Origin of the sequence: Chromobacterium sp. IRSSSOUMB001 (genome assembly GCF_023507765.1) — a bacterium.
Classification (GTDB): Bacteria; Pseudomonadota; Gammaproteobacteria; order Burkholderiales; family Chromobacteriaceae; genus Chromobacterium; species Chromobacterium haemolyticum.
This window is the reverse complement of record NZ_JALCYU010000006.1, coordinates 281989-308122: the sequence shown is the minus strand read 5'-3', so window position 1 is coordinate 308122 and position 26134 is coordinate 281989. Positions and strand designations below refer to the sequence as shown.

Annotated in this window: 21 protein-coding genes; 11 read left to right on the top strand and 10 right to left on the bottom strand. The window is 64.0% G+C overall.

The window, feature by feature from the left end:
• Window positions 1-62: 62 nt before the first annotated feature.
• The 3 genes from MOV80_RS10860 to MOV80_RS10850 form a co-directional block, all read right to left on the bottom strand.
• The gene (locus tag MOV80_RS10860) at window positions 63-1169 is read right to left on the bottom strand and encodes an ABC transporter ATP-binding protein (protein ID WP_019102969.1); all 1107 of its coding nucleotides are present in this window, start codon (window positions 1167-1169) and stop codon (window positions 63-65) included.
• Between the two features lie 146 nt (window positions 1170-1315).
• Entirely contained in the window at window positions 1316-1945 is a 630-nt protein-coding gene (locus MOV80_RS10855; protein WP_019102970.1) for a response regulator transcription factor, read from the bottom strand.
• Window positions 1942-4329: a sensor histidine kinase gene (locus tag MOV80_RS10850; protein ID WP_249605098.1), complete on the bottom strand. Its 2388-nt coding sequence runs from the start codon at window positions 4327-4329 to the stop codon at window positions 1942-1944. The genes MOV80_RS10855 and MOV80_RS10850 overlap by 4 nt, the downstream gene beginning before the upstream one ends.
• A gap of 323 nt (window positions 4330-4652) precedes the next feature.
• Between MOV80_RS10850 and MOV80_RS10845 the strand changes: the two genes are divergently transcribed.
• Entirely contained in the window at window positions 4653-5201 is a 549-nt protein-coding gene (locus MOV80_RS10845) for a cupin domain-containing protein (RefSeq protein WP_019102972.1), read from the top strand.
• A gap of 150 nt (window positions 5202-5351) precedes the next feature.
• On the opposite strand, the gene MOV80_RS10840 is transcribed toward MOV80_RS10845, so the two are convergent.
• From MOV80_RS10840 to MOV80_RS10830, 3 genes are all read right to left on the bottom strand, one after another.
• Window positions 5352-6788, bottom strand: coding sequence for a sodium:solute symporter family protein (locus MOV80_RS10840; protein WP_019102973.1), 1437 nt, complete (start codon window positions 6786-6788; stop codon window positions 5352-5354).
• Window positions 6789-7115: 327 nt separating this feature from the next.
• On the bottom strand, window positions 7116-8336 hold the full coding sequence (locus MOV80_RS10835; protein WP_249605097.1) for a DUF2399 domain-containing protein: 1221 nt from the start codon (window positions 8334-8336) through the stop codon (window positions 7116-7118).
• Window positions 8337-8491: 155 nt separating this feature from the next.
• Window positions 8492-9535, bottom strand: a complete 1044-nt coding sequence (locus MOV80_RS10830) for a GGDEF domain-containing protein (RefSeq protein WP_157222134.1) — start codon at window positions 9533-9535, stop codon at window positions 8492-8494.
• Between the two features lie 194 nt (window positions 9536-9729).
• On the opposite strand from MOV80_RS10830, the gene MOV80_RS10825 reads away from it, so the two are divergent.
• The 9 genes from MOV80_RS10825 to kynA all read left to right on the top strand — a co-directional run bounded on the left by MOV80_RS10825 (window position 9730) and on the right by kynA (window position 17702).
• Window positions 9730-10245, top strand: a complete 516-nt coding sequence (locus MOV80_RS10825) for a GNAT family N-acetyltransferase (RefSeq protein WP_019102976.1) — start codon at window positions 9730-9732, stop codon at window positions 10243-10245.
• A gap of 104 nt (window positions 10246-10349) precedes the next feature.
• A complete protein-coding gene (locus tag MOV80_RS10820) occupies window positions 10350-10742 on the top strand; it encodes a hypothetical protein (protein WP_019102977.1) in 393 nt (130 codons plus the stop codon).
• 76 nt (window positions 10743-10818) lie between these two features.
• Window positions 10819-12153, top strand: coding sequence for a tRNA (N6-isopentenyl adenosine(37)-C2)-methylthiotransferase MiaB (miaB, locus tag MOV80_RS10815; protein ID WP_019102978.1), 1335 nt, complete (start codon window positions 10819-10821; stop codon window positions 12151-12153).
• Window positions 12154-12237: 84 nt separating this feature from the next.
• On the top strand, window positions 12238-12525 hold the full coding sequence (locus tag MOV80_RS10810; RefSeq protein ID WP_019102979.1) for a YciI family protein: 288 nt from the start codon (window positions 12238-12240) through the stop codon (window positions 12523-12525).
• 82 nt (window positions 12526-12607) lie between these two features.
• Window positions 12608-13594, top strand: a complete 987-nt coding sequence (locus MOV80_RS10805) for a PhoH family protein (protein WP_019102980.1) — start codon at window positions 12608-12610, stop codon at window positions 13592-13594.
• Window positions 13575-14081, top strand: a complete 507-nt coding sequence (ybeY, locus tag MOV80_RS10800; protein ID WP_249605096.1) for an rRNA maturation RNase YbeY — start codon at window positions 13575-13577, stop codon at window positions 14079-14081. Before MOV80_RS10805 ends, ybeY begins: the two co-directional genes overlap by 20 nt.
• A gap of 3 nt (window positions 14082-14084) precedes the next feature.
• On the top strand, window positions 14085-14936 hold the full coding sequence (locus tag MOV80_RS10795) for a transporter associated domain-containing protein (RefSeq protein ID WP_019102982.1): 852 nt from the start codon (window positions 14085-14087) through the stop codon (window positions 14934-14936).
• A gap of 273 nt (window positions 14937-15209) precedes the next feature.
• Window positions 15210-16694 (top strand): apolipoprotein N-acyltransferase, encoded by a 1485-nt coding sequence (gene lnt, locus MOV80_RS10790; RefSeq protein WP_191186272.1) that lies wholly within the window; start codon window positions 15210-15212, stop codon window positions 16692-16694.
• 165 nt (window positions 16695-16859) lie between these two features.
• Window positions 16860-17702 carry a tryptophan 2,3-dioxygenase gene (gene kynA / locus MOV80_RS10785; protein WP_019102984.1) on the top strand — a complete coding sequence of 281 codons (843 nt, stop codon included), beginning with the start codon at window positions 16860-16862 and terminating at the stop codon, window positions 17700-17702.
• A 45-nt stretch (window positions 17703-17747) separates the two neighbouring features.
• On the opposite strand, the gene MOV80_RS10780 is transcribed toward kynA, so the two are convergent.
• The 4 genes from MOV80_RS10780 to MOV80_RS10765 form a co-directional block, all read right to left on the bottom strand.
• Window positions 17748-19385: a methyl-accepting chemotaxis protein gene (locus MOV80_RS10780; RefSeq protein WP_118266453.1), complete on the bottom strand. Its 1638-nt coding sequence runs from the start codon at window positions 19383-19385 to the stop codon at window positions 17748-17750.
• Between the two features lie 196 nt (window positions 19386-19581).
• Window positions 19582-21069, bottom strand: a complete 1488-nt coding sequence (locus tag MOV80_RS10775) for a CoA-acylating methylmalonate-semialdehyde dehydrogenase (RefSeq protein WP_019102986.1) — start codon at window positions 21067-21069, stop codon at window positions 19582-19584.
• Window positions 21070-21110: 41 nt separating this feature from the next.
• Window positions 21111-22427, bottom strand: coding sequence for an aspartate aminotransferase family protein (locus MOV80_RS10770; protein WP_249605095.1), 1317 nt, complete (start codon window positions 22425-22427; stop codon window positions 21111-21113).
• Window positions 22428-22605: 178 nt separating this feature from the next.
• Window positions 22606-24483 (bottom strand): methyl-accepting chemotaxis protein, encoded by a 1878-nt coding sequence (locus tag MOV80_RS10765; protein WP_019102988.1) that lies wholly within the window; start codon window positions 24481-24483, stop codon window positions 22606-22608.
• Between the two features lie 246 nt (window positions 24484-24729).
• Between MOV80_RS10765 and MOV80_RS10760 the strand changes: the two genes are divergently transcribed.
• Window positions 24730-26127 (top strand): PLP-dependent aminotransferase family protein, encoded by a 1398-nt coding sequence (locus MOV80_RS10760; RefSeq protein WP_039755786.1) that lies wholly within the window; start codon window positions 24730-24732, stop codon window positions 26125-26127.
• The last annotated feature ends 7 nt before the right edge of the window (window positions 26128-26134 follow it).

Here is a 26134-nt window from a genome sequence, read left to right as displayed (position 1 = left end):
CTTGTCTCGCCTTAGCTCGCGAGATCGTAAACACGTTCTAAGAACCGACGAGGAAGGCCGGCTTATTCCTGCAGCGCCAGCGCGTCCAGCGCCCGAGCGTGCTCCACTTGCCAGCCCAGCGGCACCACGTCGCCCACCGCCAGCTGCGGGTCGAGGTCGGCGATGGGCTGCTTGACGTAGAAATCGGCGCGGCCGCAGGCCTCCAGCCGCACCCGCACGTGATCGCCCAGGTAGATGAATTCCGCCACCCGGCCGGAAAAACGGTTGGCGCAGGCCTCGCTGCGCGCGTTCAGATGCACGCGCTCCGGCCGCACCGACAACGACACCCGGCTGCCGGTCTCGCCCACTTTCACCGCCAGCGCCGCCACCCGCTCGCCGCGCTCCAGCTCCACCAGGCAGCGCTCGCCGTCCTGGCTCAGCAACGTGCCTTGCAAGCGGTTGTTCTCTCCGATGAAGTTGGCGACGAAGGCGTTGCCCGGCCGCTCGTAAAGCTGGGCCGGCGCGTCAACCTGCTGGATTTCTCCCTGGTGGAACACCGCCACCCGGTCCGACATGGTCAGGGCCTCTCCCTGGTCATGGGTGACGTAGACCACAGTGACGCCTAGGCGCTGGTGCAGATGCTTGATCTCCATCTGCATGTGTTCGCGCAATTGCTTGTCCAGCGCGCCCAAGGGCTCGTCCATCAGCACCAGCTGCGGCTCGAACACCAAGGCGCGCGCCAGCGCCACCCGCTGCTGCTGGCCGCCCGACATCTGGCCCGGATGGCGGCCGGCGAAAGCGTCCAGCTGCACCATGGCCAACGCCCGCTTCACCTTGTCCTGAATGTCCGCCTTGGACACGCCGCGCACCGACAGTGGGAAGGCCAGGTTTTCCGCCACCGTCATGTGGGGAAACAAGGCGTAGTTTTGGAACACCATGCCGATGTTGCGCTTGTGCGGCGGCACGCGGTTGATGGAACGGCCGGCCAGCTGAATCTCGCCGCCGGTAGGGGTTTCGAAGCCGGCCAGCATCATCAGGCTGGTGGTCTTGCCGGAGCCGGACGGCCCCAGCAGGGTGAGGAATTCGCCTTGGCGGATATCCAGATTCAGGTTTTTGACGATGAGGTTCTCGCCGTCATAGCTTTTCTGGATGTCGAGGAAGCGGACAAGCACATCGTTGGCTGCGGACATGGCGGCGGCACCTGAAAGTGAATGCGTACGCCAACCATGCTAGGGAGCGCGGCGCGCGCTCGCTATCGGCGAGCAGCGGATTTTGCCGTCGGGATAAACGGCGCTCGCTGTAGGGAAATTCTTAGTGCGCCGCAGCAGGCCGGGCGTTAAAACAATTGGTGCTCGATCGCGTAACGCACCAGGTCCGCCAGCGACTGCGCGCGCAGCTTCTGCATCAGCCTGACTTTGTGGGTGCTGACGGTCTTGGCGCTGATCGCCAGCAACTGCGCCACCTCGTTGACGTTGGCGCCCTGCGCCAGCCGCTGGAACACCTGGAACTCGCGCTCGGACAGCTGGGCGTGCGGCGGCCGCTCGTCGCTGAGATTGACCTCGAACACCAGCCGGTCCGCCAGCTGCGGATCGATGTAGCGGCCGCCGCCGGCCACCTTGCGGATCGCGGTCAGCAGCAGCGCCGGGTCGCTGTCCTTGGTGGCGTAGCCGGCGGCGCCGGCCTTGAGCGCGCGCGCCGCCATCTGCACCTCGTCGTGCATGGACAGCACCAGGATGGCCGGCGCTTGCGCCAGCCCCCGCAAGCGCGGAATCACGTCCAGGCCGCTGAGGCCCGGCATCGAAATATCCAGCAGCAACACATCGCAGGCCGCGGCGCGCAAGGCGTCGAACACCGCGCCGCCGTTGGCGGCTTCGCCGACCACTTGCAAATCGTCGGCCAGGCCGATCAGCTGCTTGATGCCTTCGCGCACGATGGTGTGGTCTTCCGCCACAATCACTCGAATCATGTCTTCTCCTCCCCTTCATCCGGCCGCAAGGGCAGCCGGGCCGTCAAACTGCAGCCTTGCCCCGGCGCGCTGGCGATCTCCAGGCTGCCGCCGAACATCAGCAGGCGCTCGCGCATGCCCACCAGGCCGTAGGAACTGCCCGCCTCCCCCGGCCGCCGCTCGAAGCCCTTGCCGTCATCGACAATGCTCAGTGTCAGCTCGCCCGGCTGCGCCTGCAAATGCAGCGTCACCGTGTGAGCCTCGGCATGGCGCATCACATTGGTCAGCGCCTCCTGCAATACCCGGAACAGGCCCACCGCCTTGGCGTCGTCCAGCCGCAGCGGCGTTTCCGGCACCAGCACCAGGCAGGGTATGCCGCTGCGCGCTTCGAAGCGGCGCGCCTGCCATTCCACAGCCGAGGCCAGGCCCGCGTCCAGGATGGGCGGCCGCAGCGCGGTGGCCACGTCGCGGACCAGGGCGAAAGTCTGGGCGATCAGCTTCTTGATGCTGGCCAGCCGCTGCGCCGCCGCGCCCTCAGGCTGCGCCAGGCTCAGTTCCAGCATTGAGGTTTCCAGCTTGAGCACGGTCAGCACCTGGCCCAGTTCGTCGTGCACCTCGCGCGCGATATGGGCTTTCTCCTCCTCGCGCACGGTTTCGAGGTGGGCGGACAGGTCGCGCAGCATGGCGCGCGATGCGATCAGTTCCAGTTCATTGCGCTTGCCGGCGCTGATATCCCACAGGATGCCATCCCACACCATGCCCGTCGCGCCGTGGCGGCGGGCGCTGGCGCGCAGATCGGCCCAGCGCTCCGCGCCGTCGCGGGTCAGAATCCGGCCCTGCCAGCTCCAATCGCGCTGCTCGCGCCAGGCCGCCCGCCAACTGTCGCGCAGCCCGGCGGCGTCTTCCGGGTGCGCCAGCGCCTGCAAACCCTCCGGCCGCGCCAGCAAGTCCGCCGCCGGATAACCGGTCAGCGCCAGGCTGGCCTCGCTGACGAAGGCCAGCCGCGGGTCTTCCGCCGCGTCGCCGCGCTCCAGCCGGAACACCAGGCCCGGCACATTGCCGGCTATCCCCTTGAAGCGCGCCTCGCTTTCCCGCAAGGCGGCGCGCGCCTGCCGCTTCTCGCTGACATCGTGCATGAAGGCCACCAGGTAGTCGGCGCCGCCAAAGCGCAGAAAGCTGAGCGAGACATCCACCGGCAGGCTGTCGCCGTCGGCGCGCTGACAATCGATTTCGAACTGCAACAAGCCGCGGCCGCGCGCCTGGCTCCACAAATCCAGCCAGCCGTCCATGTCCAAGCCCGGCTGGAAGCGCGACAGCGGCTGCCCCACCGCCTGCGCCTCGGTGCAGCCCAGCATCGCCAGCGCGGCCTGGTTAGCGTAACGCAGCCGGCTGTCCCAGTTCAGCCACAGAATGCCCACCGTGCTGTGATCCACCGAGAACTGCGTCAGCCGCAAAGCCTCGGCGCTGGCCTCCCGCTGCGCCAGCGCCTGCCGCGCCGCCGCCAGCGCCTGTCGCACCTGCCGCTGCTGCCGGCCCTGCCACAGCAGCGCGCCGGCCAAGAGCAGGATCAGCAGCCCCGAGACCTGGCTCAGCCGCCGCCAGAACGGCAGGCTGTCGCCCAGCGGCGTCGGCTCGGCCTGCACCCAGCGTGTGTAAAGATGGCCGCGCTGCGCGGCCGGCAGCGCGCTCAAGGCCCGGTCCAGCAAGGTTGCCAACTGCGGCCAATCCTGTCGCGACGCCACCCGCAGCAGCCGGGTGGTTCCACTGTCGCCCACCGCGCGCAAGGACGAGAACTCCGGCTCGCGCAGCAGTTGGTTCAGCTGCGCCTCGTCCACCACCGCGTAATCCGCCCGCTGGCGCAGCACCTGCTGCAGCGCGGAGCGATCCGAGCCGGCCGGCCAACGCCGCAAAGCCGGATAGTTGGCGGCCAGGAAGGCCGCCGCCGCGCCCGGCTCAAGCACCGCCACCAGCGCGCTGCCCGGCAGTTGCTCCAGTTCCAGCGCCGCCGCCGGCTCGCCGCGGCCAACCAGCTTGTAAGGCACCCGCAGGAAGGGATCGGAAAACAGCCAGTAGCGCAGGCCGGCCGGAGTCTGCTCCAGGCCGGGCGCGACATCCACCCGTCCCGCCCGCGCCGCCACGCTCAATTGCATCTTGTTCGGATAAAAGGTCCAGGCCAGTTTGAGTCCCAGCTCGGCGGCCAGCCGGTTCATCAGTTCCACATGCGCGCCGCTGAGCGCCTGCCGGCGCGCGTCCAGCACCGCGTACGGCGCTTGCGGCACCACCCCCACCCGCAGCACTGGGTGCTGGCGCAGCCAGTCCCGCTCCGCCGTCGATAGGCTCAGCGCCCAGCTGACCGGCGCCAGCCACAGCGCCGCCAATCCCGCTATCCACAATAAGGCTTTCAATGCGTCCCTCCGGCGCGCCGGAAGGCGCGCATGGCTCCATACTGTGGCCGCCCGGCGACGCTGTCTAAAAAATCAAACACAAAGCGGAGAATACTGTGGCAAGAGACGCAGGCGGCGGGCCTGACGGACGGGCGACAGGGAGAGAGAAAGGCCGATGGACGCAGCAAAATGAGGCCTGACTTGGAAAATGCGCCGCGGCGGGCCAGAAAGCGCGAATTGCGCTGCATCGCCGGCGGCGACATCAGTATACTGTGACGCTATTCGAAAAATTGTCGAAAATACTAAGCAGAGGCCGACAAGGGCACGCCACCGAGGTTACAGGTATGGATATTGGATTACGCGTCAAACAAGTGCGCGAGCACTTCGCGCTGTCGCAGCGCGAGCTGGCGAAACGGGCCGGCATGGCCAACGCCACCATCTCGCTGATCGAGCAGAACCGGGTCAGCCCGTCCATTAGTTCGCTATTGAAGCTGATTCAGGGTTTCCCGATGACGCTGACCGAATTCCTGACCTTTGGCGAACCGCCGCCCAGCGACCCCTACACCTTCCGCCGCGACCAACAGCCGGACCTGGGCCGCGACGGCCTGAAGCTGCTGATCATCGGCGCCTCCAACCCCAACCGCCAGATGCGCATGCTGCGCGAGCTGTATTCGCCGGGCGCGGACACCGGCAAAGAGATGATCACCCATCCGGAGGGCGAGGAGTGCGGCGTGGTGGTGCGCGGCACGGTGGAGCTGACCGTGGACGGCCACATCAGCATCCTCTCCGCCGGCGACGGTTATTACTTCCCCAGCACCCTGCCGCACAAATTCCGCAATATCGGGCCGGACGAGGCGGAGATCATTAGCGCCAACACCCCAGCCAACTTCTGAGAACCTGTTCACGATCTGCTGCGCGTTGGCGATACGGCGTTGAAAATCGCTTCGAAATGCTCATGTACCCCTCGTACACTCAGCTTTTTCGCTCGTTTTCGCCTTGTCTCGCCCTGGCTCGCGAGACTGTGAACAGGCTCTAAGGTCAGGTCAGAAGCGACCCACTGCAGCCAGCGCCCCGCGCCCCAGGCGCTGCGGCAGCAGGCTGCCGGCCACCATGCCGACAATGCTGAAGCCCAGGCCCGCCAGTTGCGGCGGCCAGAACGGGTCCGCCGGGCCGAACCAATCCAACGCCAGCCAGCTGCCCAAGCCCAGCGCGATGGCCAGCAAGGCGCCCTGCGGCGTCGAACGCTTCCAGAACAAGCCGGCGAACAACGGCGCCACCGCCGACACCAGCGTCACCTTGTAGGCATTGCCCACCATCTCGTAGATGGTGGCGTCGGACAAGAGCGCGAACACCGTGGTAATAATGGCCAGGCCCACCACGGTCAGCCGCATCGCCAGCAGGAACTGGCGGTCCGACATCACCGGGATAAAACGGCTGAGCACGTTCTCGGTAAAGGTCACCGACGGCGCCAGCAAAGTGCCGGACGCGGTGGACATGATGGCGGACAGCAGCGCGCCAAAGAACATCACCTGCGCGAACAGCGGCGTGCGCTCCAGGATCAGGCTGGGCAGAATCATCTGCGCGTCCTGCTGCATCCAGCGGCTCACCATGGTTGGATCGATCAGGGTGGCGGCAAAGCCGATGAAGATGGGCAGCATGCAGAAAGTCAGGTACAGGCCGCCGCCAACCATGGACGCGCGCGCCGCGACGTTCTCGTTCTTGGCCGACATCACCCGCTGGAAAATATCCTGCTGCGGAATCGAACCCAGCATCATGGTCAGCAAGGCGCCAACAAAGCCGACAACATCTTTGGGCGACAGGCTGGGAATCATGGTGAACTTGTCCTGCGCCGCCGCGTGCTGCAGCACCTTGACCGGGCCGCCAGCCATGTCGCCAATCAACCAGGTCAGATAAAGCAGACCAGCGACAATCACCGTCATCTGGAAGAAATCGGTCAGCGCCACCGACCACATGCCGCCAAACAGCGTGTACACCAGCACGATGCCGGCGCCCAGCAGCATGCCGGCGTTGGCGCTGATCGCGCCTTGGGACAGCACGTTGAACACCACGCCCAGCGCGGTCAACTGCGCCGCCACCCACCCCAGGTAGGAGGCGATGATGCACAGCGACACAAACAGCTCCACATTGCGGCCGAAGCGCTGTTTGTAGAAGTCGCCTATGGTCAGCAGATTGAGCCGGTACAACGGCCGCGCGAACAACAGCCCCACCAGCACCAGGCACATCGAGGAGCCGAACGGGTCTTCGACGATGCCGGCGAAGCCCTTGTCGATAAAGGTGGCCGGAATGCCCAGCACCGCTTCTGAACCGAACCAGGTGGCGAACACCATCGCGGTGACAATGGGAAACGGCAGGCTGCGGCCGGCCACGGCGAAATCGCGGGCATTGCGCACGCGGGTGGCGGCGTACAGGCCGATGCCCACGGACAACAACAAATAAACAACGACGAAGCCAATCAGCATGGGAATGATGTTCCTCTTCAGGCGGCGCGCGCACGCGCCCAAACGGCGGCCCAAAAGCAAGAGGCCGGCGGGGGCACCTGACACCCCGCCAGCCTCTCTCAATTCCTGAAAACCTTGATATCTTGCTTTGCCATCAAGGGTTTGGGGGGCGATGATAACGCAGCTTTTTCTCGCTGTGTACCCATTGCCGGGCAGTTTTTTCACACCCGCCCCAATTTGCCCGAATGTCATTGCCGGCGCGTTGCCGCCCATCCGTCTTTTCCGCTTGCCGCCCGTCGTCGAAGCCGGATTCGCGCGGCTGTTTTCAGCGGGCCGGACGACGAACGCTCAGTCTCCCCAGTCCTCGATGAACAACGCCTCTTGCTCCACTTTGCACTGCTTCTCCTGCATCTCCATCGCCAGGCCATGCAGCAAGGGCGGCAAGCCGCCGCCCATCAAACGCGCCAACTGCGTCTGCTCCGCCTCGCTCAAAGGCTGGGCGCCGTTGGCCAGCGTCAATTGCTCCGCTTGCATCCGCCACGGCGACCATGGCCGCCCGGCCTGCTCCGCCACCTGACCGGCGGCCATGGCGACGGCGATGCCGGACGGAGCCAAATCGCAAGCGATCTGCACCGGCACCCGCAGCAGGCTTAACAAGTGACGAACCGCCTCGCGCCAACGCTGATGCGGCTGGCCCGGCACCCAGACGGTCAACACCGGCAGCGCTTGCTGGCTGAGCGTCTGGAACACGCTGAGGTTCTCCACGATGCGCACGCTGCGGATTGCGCCCTCCACCGCGCTCACGCTCATCAACGCCTCCGGCCCCAAGGCCACGCCTTGCTGCAGCAAGGCGGCGGACAACAGGCATTGCTGCCCGGCCCACAAACCCAGCGGCCCGGACAAGAAAACGTGCGGAGTGTGGGCGGCGATACCACAAGCTTCCAGATCCACGCCGAACTCCGCCAGCCACTGCCGGTCCGCGGCGCCGAAAGCCTTGCTGCGCCCCAGCGCGCGCTGCGAGAACTGACGCTCAGTGCCCCAACAACCGTCCAGCAGCCATTGATCCAGCGCCTGGGCCAGTTTCAGACGGCGTTCCAGCGTAGAGGATTGCAAGTGCGGACTCAGGCTTTCCGCCAGACCCAGCAGCCACGGATGGCGCGGCTGCCAGCCGCGCCACAGCTCCACCACTTCGGCCTGCGGCCGCGCGTCGGCCATGCCCAATAAGTGACGCAGGCCGTACATGTCCAGCCACTGCACCCAGAACGGATGCAAAGGCTGGAAGCGCAGCCCGGTTTCGGCGTGCAGCTCTACCTCGCACCAGCCGGCCTCCAGCAAACGGCGCAGCAGGTTCTCCGCCAGAGCCGGGCTGTCCGCCGGAGCCAGCAGCGTGCTCCAGCGCGCGCGGTCGCGCCGCGTCTTGAGCCAGCCGCGCACCATGTCCTGCTCGTCCGCGCTCAGCGGCAAGGGCCGCGGCGCGGCCAGCGGCGTCAGCAGCAGATTATGGCCGCGCGCGCCCAGCGGGGTGCGACGAACGGAATCGGGGGCGATCTGGGACAGCCAATGCGACATAGCGGACGACTCGATGAAAAGGCGGATGAGGAATAGACCATTTTTCCGTCAGAAATTCAATGCCGGCTTCGTGACGGGGCAGCCGGCCGCGCCGGAAGGCAAACGCGGACGAAAGCCAGCTAAACCCTCGCGGGCTTTGAGCCGTGAATGGCCTTTCAAGCCGCTTGCCAGGCGATCACCCGATCACGGCCGCCGGACTTGGCTTGATACAGCGCCTGGTCCGCCCGGTGGAAAGCCTGCTGCAAGCCGCCGTTTCCCACCTGACAAACACCGGCGCTGACCGTCACCCGCCCATGAGGGAAAGGGGCGGCACGCACCTGTTGGCGGAAACACTCCAACCGCGCCTGCCCCGCCGCGTCGCTACGCGCCGCCAGCAGCACGCCGAACTCCTCGCCGCCGATGCGGCCGTAAATCTGGTCGTGAAAGGTTTCGGCCAACAAGGCGCTGACCTCGCGTATCGTCTGATCCCCCACCGCGTGCCCATGGGTATCATTGATGCGCTTGAATAGATCGATATCGATAATGGCCAGATAGAACGCAATGTCCTCATGTCCAAGCGCGTACTCCGCCTGCTGCAGAAAGGAGCGCCGGTTGGGCAGGCTGCTCAGCGAGTCGTAAAAAGCCTGCCGCCTCAGCTTGTTCAACAAGAGATGGTTGCTGCGCAGGGTTTGCACTACCTGCAGATGCACCAACACCATGCCGCCGATGATGATGGCCAGAAAGCCGAAGCCGTAAATCGTCTGCTCGCCGCCCCAACGCAAAAAAACGCGCGCGGGATCGAACACCAACAACAACAGTCCCCAAAAACTCAGGGTGTGCCATATATTGGACATGCTGATCGACATTACCAACGCCGACACGCCCAGCGTTGGCAACAACAGGTACTCGCCGTAGCCGCCGGCATCCAGCGCTCGCTTCATCGCCAGGCAATACCCAATGGCGAACAACACCTGCCATAACAGCAAAAGACGGCCGCTCCGCGCCACGATCTGCAGAAGGATCAAGCCGCCCAGCCCCAGGCCCACCGCCAGGAACAGCCACCCTGGCACCATGCCGCCGTACAGGCGGCGCACCAGCAGAAAGCCCAGCGCGCCCAACACCCCCACCCCCTGGAACCCCAGGCTGCGCCATTGAAAAGCATCGATCAGATAAGCGTCGAAGTCTTGCTCCAGCGGCCGCACCGGCGCAGGTATCGTCATCGCATCATGCTCCCGCCCACACGCGTCTGACATCGCGTCTTGCTGTGGTATAGGCGCCTGAACCGCCCCCATGCAATCCTCCCCGAGGCCGGCTGGCCCCCCGCTCTCCCGGAGGCTATAATCGCCGCCTTCGACGCGGCGCGGCTCTTGCCGCGCGCTTTGCTTTTTGTCTTCCATGGATTGGCCCGCACCCGATGTCCGCAGTCTGTCGCCGGCAGGACGCCATTGTCCTGCGCCTGATGCAAGTTCAAGATTTTCCCGCCGTGCTGCAAGTTCAGCAACACTGCTATCCCCCGTCGCTGATAGAAAGCCGCGACGCGCTGGCCTCGCGCCACCGGCTATCCCCGGACACCTGCTGGGTGGCGGAGCGCCCCGGACAGGTACTGGGCTATGTGTTCGCCCACCCCTGGGCCGGCGGCCGTCCGCCCAGCCTGAACCGCCCGCTGGAGCGGTTGCCGGAAACAGTCGACACCTTGTTCATCCACGATCTGGCGTTGCACCCGGATGCGCGCGGCCATGGTCTGGGACCGCGCCTGGTGCAAACCGTACTGGGCCAGGGCCGACGGCGCGGACTGCGCCAGGCACGGTTGGTGGCGGTTCAGGGCGCCGCGCGCTACTGGAAACGCTTTGGCTACCAGCCCTGCGCGCGCGACGATTACACCCGCCAGGCCTATGGCGAAGGCGCGGTCGGCATGCAACGCGCCTTGTGAACGCCGGCCGCATCGGCGCGCCAAAACGCCTATGCTGCAAGGAAGATTTGGCCAGCCCCTTGGCCAAGCTATGATAGAATCGCGCGCAACGTATTCAATTCCTTATGAAAATACTCATAGTCGCCCTGTGTGCGGCATGGCTCGCCGCCCCGGCCCTGGCCGGCCGTTTGCTGCCGATGGAACTGAAGGCCGGCACCGTCCGCGCCGCGGATGACGCCACCATCGAGTTCGTCAAGAAAGACCGCTCCTTGCTGGAAAGCCTGCTCGGCATTTTCATCCGCTCCGAACGCCAGTTCCCATTGGCGCCCGGCCTGCGCATCTTCGACGAGCACAACCGCTTCCTGCTGCGCGGCCAACTGGAAAGCCTGGAAGGCCGCCCGGTGGGCGTCACCTTCAATATGCAAGGTCAGATCAATCGGATCTGGGTGCTGCGCCCCGAGGAAGTGGAGATGCTGAAGCAAAGGGAAGCCGAAGCAGCCGCCCAACCGTCCCAATAAACTCAGCCGCCCATGGCGGCGCCTGTCGGGTCTGGCCCGCGGCGAATTGACAGAAACACGCTGGAATCTAGCTGCAATGAAAAAGGTATACATCAAGACTTTTGGTTGCCAAATGAACGAGTACGACTCGGACAAAATGGCGGATGTGCTGTCCGACTCCGAAGGCATGGTCAAAACGGACAATCCGGAAGAAGCCGACATCATCCTGTTCAACACCTGTAGCGTGCGCGAAAAGGCGCAAGAAAAAGTGTTTTCGGATCTGGGCCGCATCCGCCCGCTGAAAGAGGCCAAACCCGATCTGATCATCGGCGTCGGCGGCTGCGTGGCGTCGCAGGAGGGCGAGACCATCGTCAAACGCGCGCCCTACGTCGATGTGGTGTTTGGCCCGCAAACCCTGCACCGCCTGCCGGACCTGATCAAGTCGCGCCAATCCAGCGGCAGCTCCCAGGTGGACATCTCCTTCCCGGAAATCGAGAAGTTCGACCACATCCCGCCGGCCAAGGTGGAAGGCGGCGCGGCTTACGTTTCCATCATGGAAGGCTGTTCCAAGTATTGCTCTTTCTGCGTGGTGCCTTACACCCGCGGCGAGGAAGTCAGCCGCCCCTTTGACGACGTGCTGACCGAAATCGCCGGCCTGGCCGCGCAGGGCGTCAAGGAAATCACCTTGCTGGGACAAAACGTCAACGCCTATCGCGGCGCGATGTCCGATGGCGAAATCGCCGACTTCGCGCTGCTGCTGGAATACGTGCACGAGGTGCCGGGCGTGGAGCGCATCCGTTTCACCACCAGCCACCCGCGCGAATTCAGCCAGCGCATCATCGATTGCTACGGTAAGCTGCCCAAGCTGGTGTCCCATCTGCACCTGCCGGTGCAAAGCGGCGCCGACCGCGTACTGGCGGCGATGAAGCGCGGCTATACCGGCCTGGAGTACAAATCCATCATCCGCAAGCTGCGCGCGCTGCGGCCGGACCTGTGCCTGTCCTCCGACTTCATCGTCGGCTTCCCCGGCGAAACCGAGGCCGACTTCGAACAAACGCTGAAGCTGGTCAAAGACATGGAAGTCGACTTCAGCTACGTGTTCATCTACAGCCCGCGTCCGGGCACGCCGGCGTCCAATCTGCCGGACGATACCCCTCACGCGGAAAAAGTGCGTCGCCTGGAGGCCCTGAACGAGGTGATTGAGGCCAAGGGCTTCGCCATCAATCAATCCATGGTGGGCACCGTACAACGCGTGCTGGTGGAAAGCGTGTCCAAGAAAGACGCCACCATGCTGGCGGCACGCACCGCCAACAACCGCGTGGTCAACTTCGTAGGCCACCCGCGCCTGCTCAATCAGATGATAGACGTGCGCATCACCGAAGCGCGTCCGCACTCGCTTGTGGGCGAGGCGCTGATCGCGGAAACCGTCTGAGCATGATGTCCGCCCGCCATTTTTTTACGCCGGCCGCCGCGGGCGGGCGTATGCTTGGCGCTTTGCATCCGAGCTGACGCCGCCATGTTCATCGTTTCGCTAAGCTATATCGCCCCGCTGTCCGACATCGACGCGCAGCTGGAAGCGCACGTCGCCTGGTTGCGGCAGGGCTACGCCTCCGGCCTGCTGCTGGCCTCCGGCCGCAAAAGCCCGCGCACCGGCGGCGTGATCCTGGCGCGCGGCGAACGCGCCGAGCTGGAAGCCCTGCTGGCGCGCGATCCGTTCGCCATCGCCGGCCTTGCCCGCTACGAGATCACCGAGTTCCACGCCAGCATGAGCGCGCCGGAACTGGATTGTCTGCGGAACATTTGATGAACGCCGCAGCCTTAACCCTTGTCCATCGGTCGTCCCGCCCCGCCGCGGGCCTCCGACAACGACCCAGACTACGAGCCGCATGACTACATCGCACGCCGAACCCCTCAGCTTCAATCCCGTCGACAACGAACGGCTGGCCCGCCTGTGCGGCCCGCTGGACGAAAACCTGAAACAGATAGAAACCGGCCTGGACGTGACCGTGCAGCGCCGCGGAGAAAGCTTCCGCGTGCAAGGCGAACAGGCCAAGACAGCGGTGGAAGCGCTGACCCGGCTCTATCTGCTGGCGGAAAAACAGGAGCTGTCGATAGACGACGTGCAACTGTGCCTGGTGGAACTGCGCCGTCACGCGCCCAACGGCGCAACGGCTGCCGCCGAAGACGAAGACGCGCCGGTGCTGGTGACCCGCCGCGGCGATCTGCGCGGCCGCACGCCGCGCCAGAGCCGCTACATCAAAGCCATTCAGCAACACGACATCACCTTCGGCATTGGCCCGGCCGGCACCGGCAAAACCTATCTGGCGGTGGGCTGCGCGGTGGACGCGATGGAGCGCGACACGGTCAAACGCATCGTGCTGGTGCGCCCGGCGGTGGAGGCCGGCGAGAAGCTGGGCTTCTTGCCCGGCGACCTGGCGCAGAAGGTGGATCCGTATCTACGGCCGCTGTACGACGCGCTGTACGATCTGATGGGCTTTGATCGCGTGACCCGGCTGTTCGAGAAGAACCTGATCGAGATCGCGCCGCTGGCCTATATGCGCGGCCGCACGCTGAACAACGCCTTCATTATCCTGGACGAGGCGCAGAACACCACGCCGGAACAGATGAAGATGTTCCTGACCCGCATCGGCTTCGGCTCCAGGGCGGTGATCACCGGCGACGTGACCCAGATCGACCTGGCCCGCCATCAGAAAAGCGGCCTGGTCGAAGTGGAGCGCATTCTGGACAAGGTGCGCGGCATCCATTTCCATCATTTCCAGAGCGACGACGTGGTGCGCCACCCGCTGGTGCAGAAAATCGTCGACGCCTACGACCAATACCAAAGCAAGCAAGATGAAAAGAGCCAAGCGTAACCCGCTGCTGACGCGCCTGGCCGCGCGCCTGGAACTGAGCCTGGAGGTGCGCAGCCAAACCGCCGCCCTGCCGCGGCCCGCGGATTTGCGCCGCTGGAGCCAGGCTGCGCTGCAAGCCAGCGTCAAGCAGGCCCAGGTCAGCATCCTGATCGTGGACGCGGACGAAGGCCGTCAAATGAACCGCGACTACCGCGGCAAGGACTACGCCACCAATGTGCTGAGCTTCGCCCTCAACGAGGGCGACCCGGTGCCGGGCCTGCCGCTGATCGGCGATCTGGTGCTGTGCGCGCCGGTGGTGGAAAAAGAGGCCGCCGAGCAAAACAAGCCGCTGCAAGCCCATTATGCCCACCTGCTGGTGCACGGCATGCTGCATCTGCAGGGCTTTGACCACGAGCAAGACGACGAAGCCGAAACCATGGAAACGCTTGAAACCGTCATCATGCAGAGGCTAGGATATCCCGACCCCTATCAAGAGGAGCAGTTCTAAGAAATGGAAGACCCCAGTAAACCGCGGCCGACTTGGCTGGAACGCCTGTCCACCATGTTGCTGCGCGAGCCGGAAGATCGCGAAGAGTTGATCGAACTCTTGCACAACGCATTCGAGCGCAACCTGCTGGACGCGGAAGCGCTCGGCATGATCGAAGGCGTGCTGGAAGTCAGCGAGCTGACCGTGCGCGACGTGATGATCCCGCGCAGCCAGATGAATGTGATCAGCTGCGACGACCCGATCACCCGTTTCCTGCCGATGGTGATCGACTCCGGACACTCGCGCTTTCCGGTGATAGGCGACAGCAAGGACGACGTGCTGGGCATTCTGTTGGCCAAGGAACTGTTGCGCTACTTCCACGCGCCGGCCAGCTTCGATTTGAAAGCGGTGCTGCGCCCGGCGGTGTTTGTGCCGGAATCCAAGCCGCTGAACGTGCTGCTGCGGGATTTCCGCGCCACCCACAACCACATGGCGGTAGTGGTGGACGAATACGGCGGCGTGTCCGGCCTGGTGACCATTGAAGACGTGATCGAGCAGATCGTCGGCGACATCGAGGACGAATACGACACCGAGGACGACGAGGAAGATATCCTGCCGGTGCGCGGCCATCAGCGCTACCGGGTCAAGGCGCTGACCGAGATCGAGGACTTCAACCATTACTTTGAAACCGATTTCGAAGACGACGACGTCGACACCGTCGGCGGCCTGGTGATCTCCCTGACCGGCCACCTGCCCAAGCGCGGCGAAGCGGTGGAAGCCGCCGGCCTGCGCTTCACCGTGCTGCGCGCCGACAACCGCCGCGTAGACACTCTGCTGGTGGAGCGGATTCAGGCCGGCGAGACCAGCGAGGTCTAAGACCCTGTTTATAATCGGCCGCGTGTCGGGGAGTATTACACGGTGCGTACACCTTAGAAGTGCTCATGTACCCTGCGCACACTCCGCTTTCTCCGCCGTTTTCGCCTTGTTTCGCCCTCGCTCTCCGGCTCGAAGGCAGACTTGGAAAACCATCTCCAGGCACATGAGACCGGATTGGGCTTGGTGCCCGCGCCTGCCGCTCCTAAGATGAATATCAGCTATTTGACAATCCGTCGGCCGGCTTTTTCCGGCCGGCTTCGCCTGATGCCTACCATGCGCACTTTACTGGTCCTGCTGGCAGCCGCCTTGGCTGGCAGCCTCACGCTGTTCGCCTTCGCCCCCTACCGCTTGTTCTGGATCATGCCGCTATCGCTTGCGGCGCTGGCTGACCTGACCCAGCGCCACCCGCAACGCGCGTTCTGGATCGGCTATGTCTGGGGCCTGGCCGCCTACACCAGCAACTTCAACTGGATCTACAACAGCCTGCACGACGTGGCCGGCTTGCCGGTCTGGATCGCCTTGCCGCTGGTACTGTTGCTTCCGGCCTATCTGGCGCTCTACCCGGGCCTCGCGATGTGGCTGAGCGCTCGCGTCACCGCCAAGCCTTGGCAACGCTGGTTGCTGGCCTTTCCGGCCCTGTGGGAACTGGGGGAATGGCTGCGCGGCTGGGTGTTGACCGGTTTCCCCTGGGCAGCCGCCGGCTACTCCCAAATCACGGAAAGCCCGCTGGCCGGCTACGCGCCGCTGGGCGGTTCCCATCTGGTCACCTACCTGGTGGCGTTGTCCGCCGGCGCGCTGGCGCTGATGGTTCACAGCGGCTGGAAAATGCGTGCAGGCCTGCTGATCGCCGCGCTGGCGGTATGGGGCAACGGCTTCTGGCTGAAAAGCATTGAATGGACCTTGCCTCAGGGCAAGCCGATCAGCGTGGCGCTGGCCCAAGGCAATATCGCCCAGGAACTGAAATGGTCGCCGGAAAACCTGGAAGAATCCCTGCGCGTGTATTACCAGCAAGTGGCCACCGCCCGCGCCGACCTGATGCTGCTGCCGGAAACCGCGCTGCCGCTGTTCCTCGACGACCTGCCGTCCGGCTACCTGAGCATGATGGAAGGGCAGGCCCAGCGCGCCGGCATGGCGCTGGCCACCGGCGTGCCCCGCCGCACCAACGACGGCCGCGGTTATTTGAACGCGGTGGTGGCGCTGACCACACCGGGCCGACCGTATTTCGCCAAGGACCATCTGGTGCCGTTTGGCGAATTCATTCCTGTGCCCGGCCTGATAGGCTGGATCTACCAGTTCATGAACATGCCAATGTCGGGCTTCAGCAGCGGTGGCGCCAATCAACCGCCGCTGGCACTGGCCGGCGAGAAAATCGCCTTCAACGTCTGCTACGAAGACAGCTTCGGCGAAGAGCTGATAGGCCCGGCTTCCCAAGCCAGCATCATGGCCAATGTCAGCAACCTGGCCTGGTTCGGCAAGAGCGTGGCGATGAGCCAGCACCTGCAGCTATCCCAGGCGCGCGCGCTGGAAAACGGCCGCTACATGCTGCGCGCCACCAATAACGGCATGACCGCCATCATCCGCCCGGACGGCGAAATCGCCTCGGTGGCGGCGCCCTACACCCGCCAGGTGCTGCAGGGCTTCGCCCAGGGCCGCCAGGGGCTGACCCCCTATATGCGCCACGGCAATGCGCCGGTCTTGATTGGCTGCGCGGCGCTGCTGCTGCTGGCCATGCTGCTGGGCCGCAAGCACCGGCCCTGAGCCTTGGCTACCTTCGCCTTGAAAACGCGCGATGTTTCCTCACCGGAACATCGCGCGTTTTGACATTCGGCCCCGGATTCCCGATCATCATTCGCCGGCGGCGCGAACCGGTCCCGCACCGGAACCACACCAAGAAAGACGCGCCGCCTCTACAAGGGAAAAACCATGAACGAGAGAAAACTGGAAGCCGGGATCGTCACCAACTTTTCCGAGCGCATGAGCTACGGCGGCTATCTGTGCCTGGACGAACTGCTGGCCTGCCAGAAGCCGCTGTCCAACCCGCCGCACCACGACGAGTTGCTGTTCGTGATCCAGCATCAGACGTCGGAATTGTGGATGAAGCTGATGCTGCACGAGTTGCAGGCCGCGGTGCGCTTCGTTCAGCAGGACACGCTGGGGCCCAGCTTCAAATGCCTGGCGCGGGTCAAGCAGATCCAACGTCTGCTGTTTGAACAATGGGCGGTGCTGGAAACGCTGACGCCGTCCGAATACATGGAGTTCCGCGACGTGCTGGGCAACTCCTCCGGTTTCCAATCCCACCAATACCGTTCCATCGAATTCCTGCTGGGGAACAAGAACCAGGCGATGCTCAACGTGTTCGCCCACGAGCCGGACAAGCACGCCGCGCTAAAAGCCATCCTGGAAGCGCCCAGCCTCTACGACGAATTCCTGCGCCATCTGGCGCGCCGCGGCCTGCCGGTGCCGGTCTCCAGCCTGGAGCGCGACTGGTCGCAGCCCTATCAGCGCAACCCGGAGCTGATCCCGCTGTTCAAGACCATTTACGATCACCCGCAGCAGCACTGGGAAGCCTATGAGATGGCGGAAAAGCTGGTGGACGTGGAGGAATACTTCCACCTGTGGCGCTTCCGGCACATGAAGACGGTGGAACGGGTCATCGGCTTCAAACAGGGCACCGGCGGCTCCAGCGGCGTGCGCTTCCTCAAGCAGGCGCTGGAGCTGACGTTCTTCCCGGAGTTGCTGGACGTGCGCACCGAGATCGGCCGCTAACGCGGCGGGGGGAAACGGCGGCGGCCCAGGCCGCCGCGTCTCCTCTCAACAGCGGAAGCGCGACACCAGCCCGCGCAGATTGCCGGCCAGCTGGCGCATGTCCGCCAGCGCCGCCGAGGCGGTGGACGCCGCCTGCGCGTTCTTACTGGAGCTCATCGCAATCTGCTCGACGTATTGGGCGATATCCTGGCTGGCGGTGCCTTGCTCCTTCAGCGCGTGTGAAATATCGTTGACCACGCCCAGTACCCCGCCGGCGCTCTGACTGATCTCGCCCACCGCCGCGCCGCCCTGCTCGGCTAGCTCCAGGCCGTTCTTGGCGCGCCGCACCGCCTCTTCCATCGAACCGTGCGATTGGGTTGAGCTTTGCTGGATCTCGGCGATCATGCCGGCAATCTCTTCGGTAGCCTGAGCGGTGCGCTCGGACAGCTTGCGCACCTCGTCCGCCACCACCGCGAAGCCGCGGCCCTGCTCGCCGGCGCGCGCAGCCTCGATCGCCGCGTTCAGAGCCAGGAGATTGGTTTGATCGGCGATGTCCTTGATCACTTGCATGATGCCGGAAATCACCTGAGCCTTATCCACCAGCTCGTTGATGGTGCCGGCGGCCAGCTCCACTGACTCATTAATGCGGCGCATTTCCGCCACCGCGCGCGAAATCACCTCGCTGCCCTGCTGCGACGATTCACCGGACTGCTCGGACAAGCTGCGGGCGTCCTGCGCGCGGTCGGAAATATGGTTGATGCTGACAGTTAGTTCTTCTATCGACGCCGCCATCGAGGTAGCCGCCTCGCTCTGCCGTTCCGAGCCGTTCGCCACTTCGCTGGCATGGCTGCTGACATCCGCGCTCATCTCCGACACCCGATTGGCCGCAGCGGCGATTTCGCCCACCAGCTGCCGCAACTCTCCCTGCATGCCGGCCACATTGGCCAGCAGGCTATCGCGGTCACCAGCCTTCACCGGCACCGCCATATCCAGCTGGCCGGCAGCGATGCGCTTGACGATGTCCACAGTGACCGCCGGCTCGCCGCCCAACTGGCCCAGCACGCTGCGCATGATGTAGCCGCCCAGACCAGCCAGCAGCAGCAGGATCACGCCAACCTCCAACGCCAGGTTGAACAACGATTTGTGATAGGCGGCCGCCACATCGTCCAGATAAATGCCTGTGCCCAGCACCCAGCCCCAGCCGGGGGAGGTCATCAAATAGGAGATCTTGGGCTGCGGCGCGTCAAAACCCGGCTTGTCCCATACATAAGCGGCATAGCCCTTGCCGCCTCCTGCGCTCAAGGCCTGGTCGAACAGCTGGCCCATGTCCTGGCCGCTCCCCTCCTTGACCCCATGCAGATTTTTGCCGATCAAAGCCGGCTTCACGCCGTGTGCGACGTAGGTCAGGCCCTTGTCGAAGGCGAAGAAATACTCGCGCTCGTCGTAGCGCATGCTGCTCAAGGCCGCCGCCGCCAGTTGCTTGGCCTGCGGCTCGCTCATCTTGCCGTCCGCCGCCATCTTCTCGTAAGACGTCACCAGCGCCGCTGCGGACTCCACCAGATTGCGCGTCTTGTCCTTGCGGTCCTGCAACATAGTGTCCCGCTCTCGCATCACCGAGAGCACACCTATCGCCGTCACCAGCAGCGCCATCGCCACTAATAGCAAAAGCAGCCGGCCGCGCAGGCTCATTGTTGTTTTATTCATCTCCATCTCCCCACACCTTGTTAACTTATTCTAGACAGTGCTTATCGCTCTTTTTATGCGATTAGTCCCAGTTTGAGGCATTTCGATGAAAAACATCAATAGCATAAAAAACCCGGATCGCTCCGGGTTAAGCTGGACGCGAGCACGCATGCCCGCATCCAGAGTCGTCATTCCTCTGCTTTTAGTTCGCCAATGCTCACTTCATCGTCGGCATCACGAATTCGGCGGTCATCTTGACCGGCCAGCGGCTGGTCACCGTCTTCATCCGAGTATAAAAACGCACACCTTCCGGGCCGTGCATATGATGGTCGCCGAACAACGAAGCTTTCCAACCGCCAAAGCTGTGGAAAGCCATCGGCACCGGAATCGGCACATTGATGCCCACCATGCCCACCTGAATGCGGTGGCTGAACTCGCGCGCGGCGCCTCCGGAACGGGTAAAGATGCTGGTGCCGTTGGCGAAGGGATGGGCGTTGATCAGGCTGACCGCGCTGTCGAAGTCCGGCACCCGCACCACCGCCAGCACCGGCCCGAAGATTTCCTCCTTGTAGATGGTCATCTCCGGCGTCACATGGTCGAACAGGCATCCGCCGAGGAAAAATCCGTCCTCGTGACCGGGATGGCGGTAGCCGCGGCCGTCCACCACCAGTTGCGCGCCTTCGGCCACGCCCTGATCGACATAGCCGGTCACCTTGTCCAAATGCTGGCGCGTCACCAACGGCCCCATTTCCGCCGCCGCGTCGTCGCCCACGCCTATCTTCAGATTGCGCGCGCGCTCTGCCAGCCGCTCCACCAGCGCGTCGCCGATATCGCCCACCGCCAGCACCACCGAGATCGCCATGCAGCGCTCGCCGGCCGAGCCGTAGGCGGCACCGATCAGCGCCTCCACCGCGCCGTCCAGATCCGCGTCCGGCATCACCACCAGGTGGTTCTTGGCGCCGCCCAGCGCCTGCACCCGCTTGCCATGGCGCGCGCCGGTTTCGTAGATGTACTGGGCAATGGGCGTTGAGCCGACGAAGCTGAGCGCGGCGATGTCAGGATGGACAAGCAAGGCGTCCACCGCCTGCTTGTCGCCGTGCACCACGTTGAATACTCCGGCCGGCAAGCCGGCCTGCTGCAGCAGTTCGGCCAATAGCAAGGCGGCGGACGGGTCGCGCTCGGACGGCTTGAGGATGAAGCAGTTGCCGCAGGCCAGCGCCACCGGGAACATCCACAACGGCACCATGGCCGGAAAGTTGAACGGGGTGATGCCGGCCACCACGCCCAGCGGCTGACGCATGGAATGGCTATCGATGCCGCCGCCCACCTGCTCGGTGAACTCGCCTTTCAGCAGCTGCGGAATACCGCAGGCGAACTCCACCACTTCCAGGCCGCGGGTAACCTCGCCGATGGCGTCGGACACTACTTTGCCGTGCTCGCTGGAAATCAGCGCCGCCAGCCGCTGCTGGTTTTGCTCCAGCAACTCCTTGAATTTGAACATCACCCGCGCCCGCTTCAGCGGCGAGGTTTCCGCCCAGGCCGGGAAAGCCTTGCGCGCCGCAGCCACCGCGGCCTGGACCTCGTCCGGGCTCGCCAGCGGCACGCGGGCGGCGACGCTGCCCAGCGCCGGGTTATAGACATCGCCAAAGCGGCCGCTGCGGCCTTCGCAGCGTTCGCCGCCAATGTAATGAGGAATGGTCTGCATGTTCGTTCCGATGGGTATAGGTTGGGTATTCGGCGCCGCGCTCATTCGCAGGCGCGCAAGGCGGAGGCAATGGTCTCGAACAGCCGGTCGATCTCGTGCTTCTCAATGATCAGCGGCGGCGAAACCGCCAGGATGTCGCCGGTGAAACGCACCAGCACGCCTTGTTCCCAGCACTTGAGGAAAACATCGAAACCGCGCTGTCCAGCCGCGCCCGCCCGGCTGTCCAGTTCAATGCCGGCCACCAGGCCCAAATTGCGGATGTCCTTGACGTAGGGCTGGCCGCGCAAAGCGTGCGCACGCTCCTCGAAATAAGCGGACAGGCCGGCGGCGCGCTCGAACAACTGCTCGTCGCGGTACAGGTCCAGCGAGGCGATCGCCACGGCGCAAGCCAGCGGGTGGGCGGAATAGGTGTAGCCGTGCGGGAACTCGATCATGCGCTCGCCGGCGGCGGCCATGAAGGCGTCGTGGATCTCCGGCTTCACCAGCAAGGCGCCCATCGGCACCACGCCGTTGGTCAGGCCCTTGGCGCAGGTGATGATGTCCGGCAGCACGCCGAACTTGTTGGCGGCCCAATCCGCGCCCAAACGGCCGAAACCGGTGATCACTTCGTCGAAAATCAGCAGGATGCCGTAGCGGTCGCAGATTTCGCGCAAACGCCGCAAATAGCCCTTGGGAGGAATTAGAACGCCGGTGGAACCGGCCATCGGCTCGACAATGACGGCGGCGATGGTGGACGGATCGTGCAGGGTCAGTATCCGCGCTTCCAATTCGTCCGCGAATTCTGCGCCGTGCTCGGGCTCGCCGCGGCTGAAAGCGTTGCGGGCAAGGTCGTGAGTGCTGCGCAAATGGTCCACCGCCGGCAAGGACACCGGAAAATGCTTGCGGTTGCCGGCCATGCCGCCCACCGAGATGCCGCCGAAGTTGACACCGTGATAGCCGCGCTCGCGGCCGATCAGCTTAACGCGGGCGGCGTCGCCGCGCACGCGGTGATAAGCCACCGCCATCTTCAGTGCGGTATCCACCGCCTCCGAGCCGGAACCCACGAAGAACGCCTTGCTCAAGCCCTTGGGCGCCATCGCCACCAGCTTGTCGGCGGCCTCGAAAGCCTTGGGATGCGCCATCTGGAACGGCGGCGCATAGTCCAGCGTCGCCACCTGTCGCTGCACTGCCTCGACGATGGGCTTGCGGTTGTGGCCGGCGGTCACGCACCACAGGCCGGCGCTGCCGTCCAGGATCTTGCGGCCCTGGTCGTCGGTGTAATACATGCCGTCGGCGCTCACCAGCATGCGCGGCGCGCTCTTGAACTGGCGGTTGGCGGTGAACGGCATCCAGAACGCGTCCATCTGCGGCTGATTCATCGTTGTCTCCCCTGGCTCTTGGCCGAATGATGACAACTAATCTAGCCGCGACACCAATACAATTACAGGTACAGTTAGCGCGAATTTGCACCGCCCCGTATCGGCAAAATCGCCAGTACAGTCCAAAACCATGAAAAAACCCGGCCGTAGCCGGGTTTCCTCTGTCGCGCCAATCGACTCAGACGCGGAAGCTGGAGAACAGCTGCCGCATATCCTTGGCCGCCTGCGACAAATCGTTCAAGGTGTCGTGCACGGTCTGCAAGGCGCCGTCGCTGTCGACAATGCGGCCGTTGATCTGCTCGGTGCTCTGCGCGATCAAGGTGGTGGCCTTGTGCTGCTCGCTTGTGGACAAGGTGATCTCGTTCATCTTGGCCATCACTTCCTGCATCGCCTGCTGGATCTGCTCGATACGCTGCACCGCGCTGTCGGTCAGTTCCACGCCGTCGTCCACCGAGTTGACGGTGCGCTGCATATTGGTCACCGCCTGGCTGGTTTCCTCGCGGATGGTGCTGACCATGCTGGAAATCTCCACCGTGGCCTGGCCGGTGCGCTCGGCCAGTTTGCGCACTTCGTCCGCCACCACCGCGAAACCGCGGCCCATTTCGCCGGCGCGCGCCGCTTCAATCGCCGCATTCAAGGCCAACAAGTTGGTTTGATCGGCGATATCCTTGATCACATTGGTGATGCCGCTGATCTGCTGCGAGCGCTGATCCAGCGACACCAACATGCCGGACAAGCCCTTCACCGCCTCCACCGTGCTGTTCATCTCGCGGGAGATGCGCTGCATTTCGTCTGCGCTTTCGCTAGATACGGTGCCGGTGTGGTTGACCAGCGAATCCGCCTCGCGCGCGGCGTCGGCGATATGGGAAATGCTGACGGTGATTTCCTCCAGCGTCGCGGCGTTGGAGCTGGACACATCGGAAATCTGCCGAGAGTCGCGCGCCACCTGATCCACGGTGCTGGCCACGCTCTGCACGCCGTTGGTGACGTTTTCCGCCTCGGTTCGCACCGCCACGAACATGCTTTGCAAGCGATGGATGAAGCTGTTGAACGCGGTAGCGGTTTCGGCAATCTCATCCTGGCCCTGCACCTCGATGCGGCGGGTCAAATCGCCTTCGCCTTTGGAGATTTCCAGCATCGCATTGCGCAAGCGGCCCAAGCCGGCCAGCATCTTGCTCAGCATCACGCTGGCCACCGGGATCAGCACCACCACGCACAGCGCGCCCAGGCCCACCACGGTCAGCAGCAGTTTTTCCAGCGGCTCGCTGACCACGGACTTGTCTATCATCACGCCCAGCAGCCAGTTAGTGCCTTCCACCGGGTCGACTTGCACCAGCTTGGTCTCGCCGTTGACTTCGATTTCCTCCATCGCGCTGCTGGTGGACAGCTGCACCAGCTTCTCGCCGGTCAGCGCCGGCACTTTTTCCGCCAGCGGCTTCAGTGTCAGCGTGGTGTCCGGGTGCGCGATCACCTTGCCGGCCTTATCCACCAGGAAAGCGTAGCCGTTGCCGCGCAGCTTGGCGGACAGCACGGTTTTGACCAGATCGTCGATGAAGATGTCGCCGCCCACCACTGCTTTCAGCGTGGAACCGTCGAACACCGGTGACACGAAAGTCACTACCAGTTTCTTGGTGTCGAAATCGACGTAGGGATCGGATACGCCCGGCTTGCCGCTGGCCTGAGCCTGCTGATACCAAGGTCGCGCCACCGGATCGTAACCCGCCGGCTGCGGCTTGAAGTCGGAACGGATCATTTTGTGGTCAGCGGTACCGATATAGGTCATGTCGTAGCCGCCGGCCTGACTCAAGCGCGCCAGCATCGGCATAGGCTCTGGCGTTCCCACCACCGGATTGCCGGCAATCACCACCTTGACCTTGCTGCCATACCAGTCCTTGACCAGATTGGCGTAACCGCGTGAGGTGCTGGACAGCTCATTGTCCACTCCCTGGACAATCTCGTTGCGCATCTGGGTATACACCAGGGCCGTAATAATGGCGCCCAGCAAAACCAGCAACACCGCAATGAATACAATCAACTTTACACGCAAAGAGCGCATTTCCGTCCTCCATCCCCAATTCGACTTGGCCTGCCGCGATTGCTTGTCAATCCACGACAAAGCACTGTTATGATCATTCTCAATGCCAGTAGGCTCTATTCTTGTCTTAGCCGTTTCGTCCGCAAAGCTCAACAAAAAACATACAGATCAACGGCTGCGACATGCCATCCGGCTTATGACAAGATATTTATCACAAGCTGTTCTCAACGGACAGGCCCAATATCAATGATGCTCAAATAACGCGCAATGGCTAGCCTGAATCTTATGCCCATGGATGGCATTACATTGGTTGAAAACATCGTCAATTCAGCTATTTCCGCCATCCAATGCGGCCATTGGCGCAAAGGCGCAAAAATCCCATCTATTCGTAGAATGGCAGGGGAACTGGGCGTCAGCCCTTTCACCGTGGCTGAGGCCTACGATAGGCTGGTGACTCTGGGCTATCTGGCCGCGCGGCCGGGCTCGGGCTTTTACGTGGAGGCTAGACGGGAAAGCCGCCCCCCCGATCTGCCGGCAGCTCCTCGCGTCTGGCCAGTGGACGAATACTGGCTGCTTCGCAAGATTTACCAGCAGGACGCCAATACCCTGTTCGCTGGCTGCGGCTGGCTGCCCTCCCACTGGTACGACGCCGAAGCGCAGCAAAAAGCATTAAGGCAACTAGCCCGCGACGCCGTCGCTGCTCCCGGCTACGGCGATCCAAAAGGCTTTCTGCCCTTGCGCGAGCATCTGGCCGACCGCTTGTCCGAACGGGGCATCCCGGCACGCGCCGACGACATCGCGCTGACTCAGGGCGCCAGCCGCGCGCTGGACATGGCAGCCTGCGCGCTGCTACAAGCCGGAGACACCGTGCTAGTGGACGATCCAGGCTATTGCAACCTGCTGTCCTGCCTGGCGTTTCGCGAGTTCAAGCTGGTTCCCGTGCCTTGGACCGAACATGGCCCCGATCTCGAGCAGTTGCGCGCGCTGCTGCTCCAGCATCGACCGCGGGCCTTCTTCACCAATCCCTGGCTGCAAAACCCCACTGGCTCCAGCTATTCGCCGTCCGTCGCTCACCAGGTGCTGCGGCTGGCAGAGGAGTACGACTTCCTGATCGTGGAAGACAATGTTTCCGCGGACTTCGCCGGCGACCGCCAACCCGCGCTGGCGGCGCTGGATGGCCTCAAGCGCGTGCTCTACATCGATAGTTTCTCCAAGTCGCTGTCGCCGGGCCTGCGCGTGGGCTATCTATGCGGCCCGACCGAACTGCTAGAGCGCATCGTCCATTACAAGATGATGTCCGGGCTGACCTCGCCTGAGCTGAACGAAAGGCTGGCGCTGGAACTGGTGTCAGAGGGCCGCTACCGCCGTCAGCTGGAGCGGCTGCGCGCACGGTTGGCCGAAGCCCAAGCGCAATGCCAGCAACTGTTTCTCGAACACGGCTGGCAGTTGTTCGCGCGGCCGTCCAACGGCCTGTTCCTGCTGGCGCGGCCGCCTGGCGAACTGGACTCTAGACAGCTGGCCGAACAGGCGCAGCAACACAAGATCCTCCTCGCGCCCGGCCATCTATTCCGCGCCTACGGCATGCCCTCCGACTGGCTGCGCTTCAATGTCGCCTTCAGCCAGGACCGTCGGCTGTGGGATTTTCTGAGTTGCCCGCCACAGTGATAACATG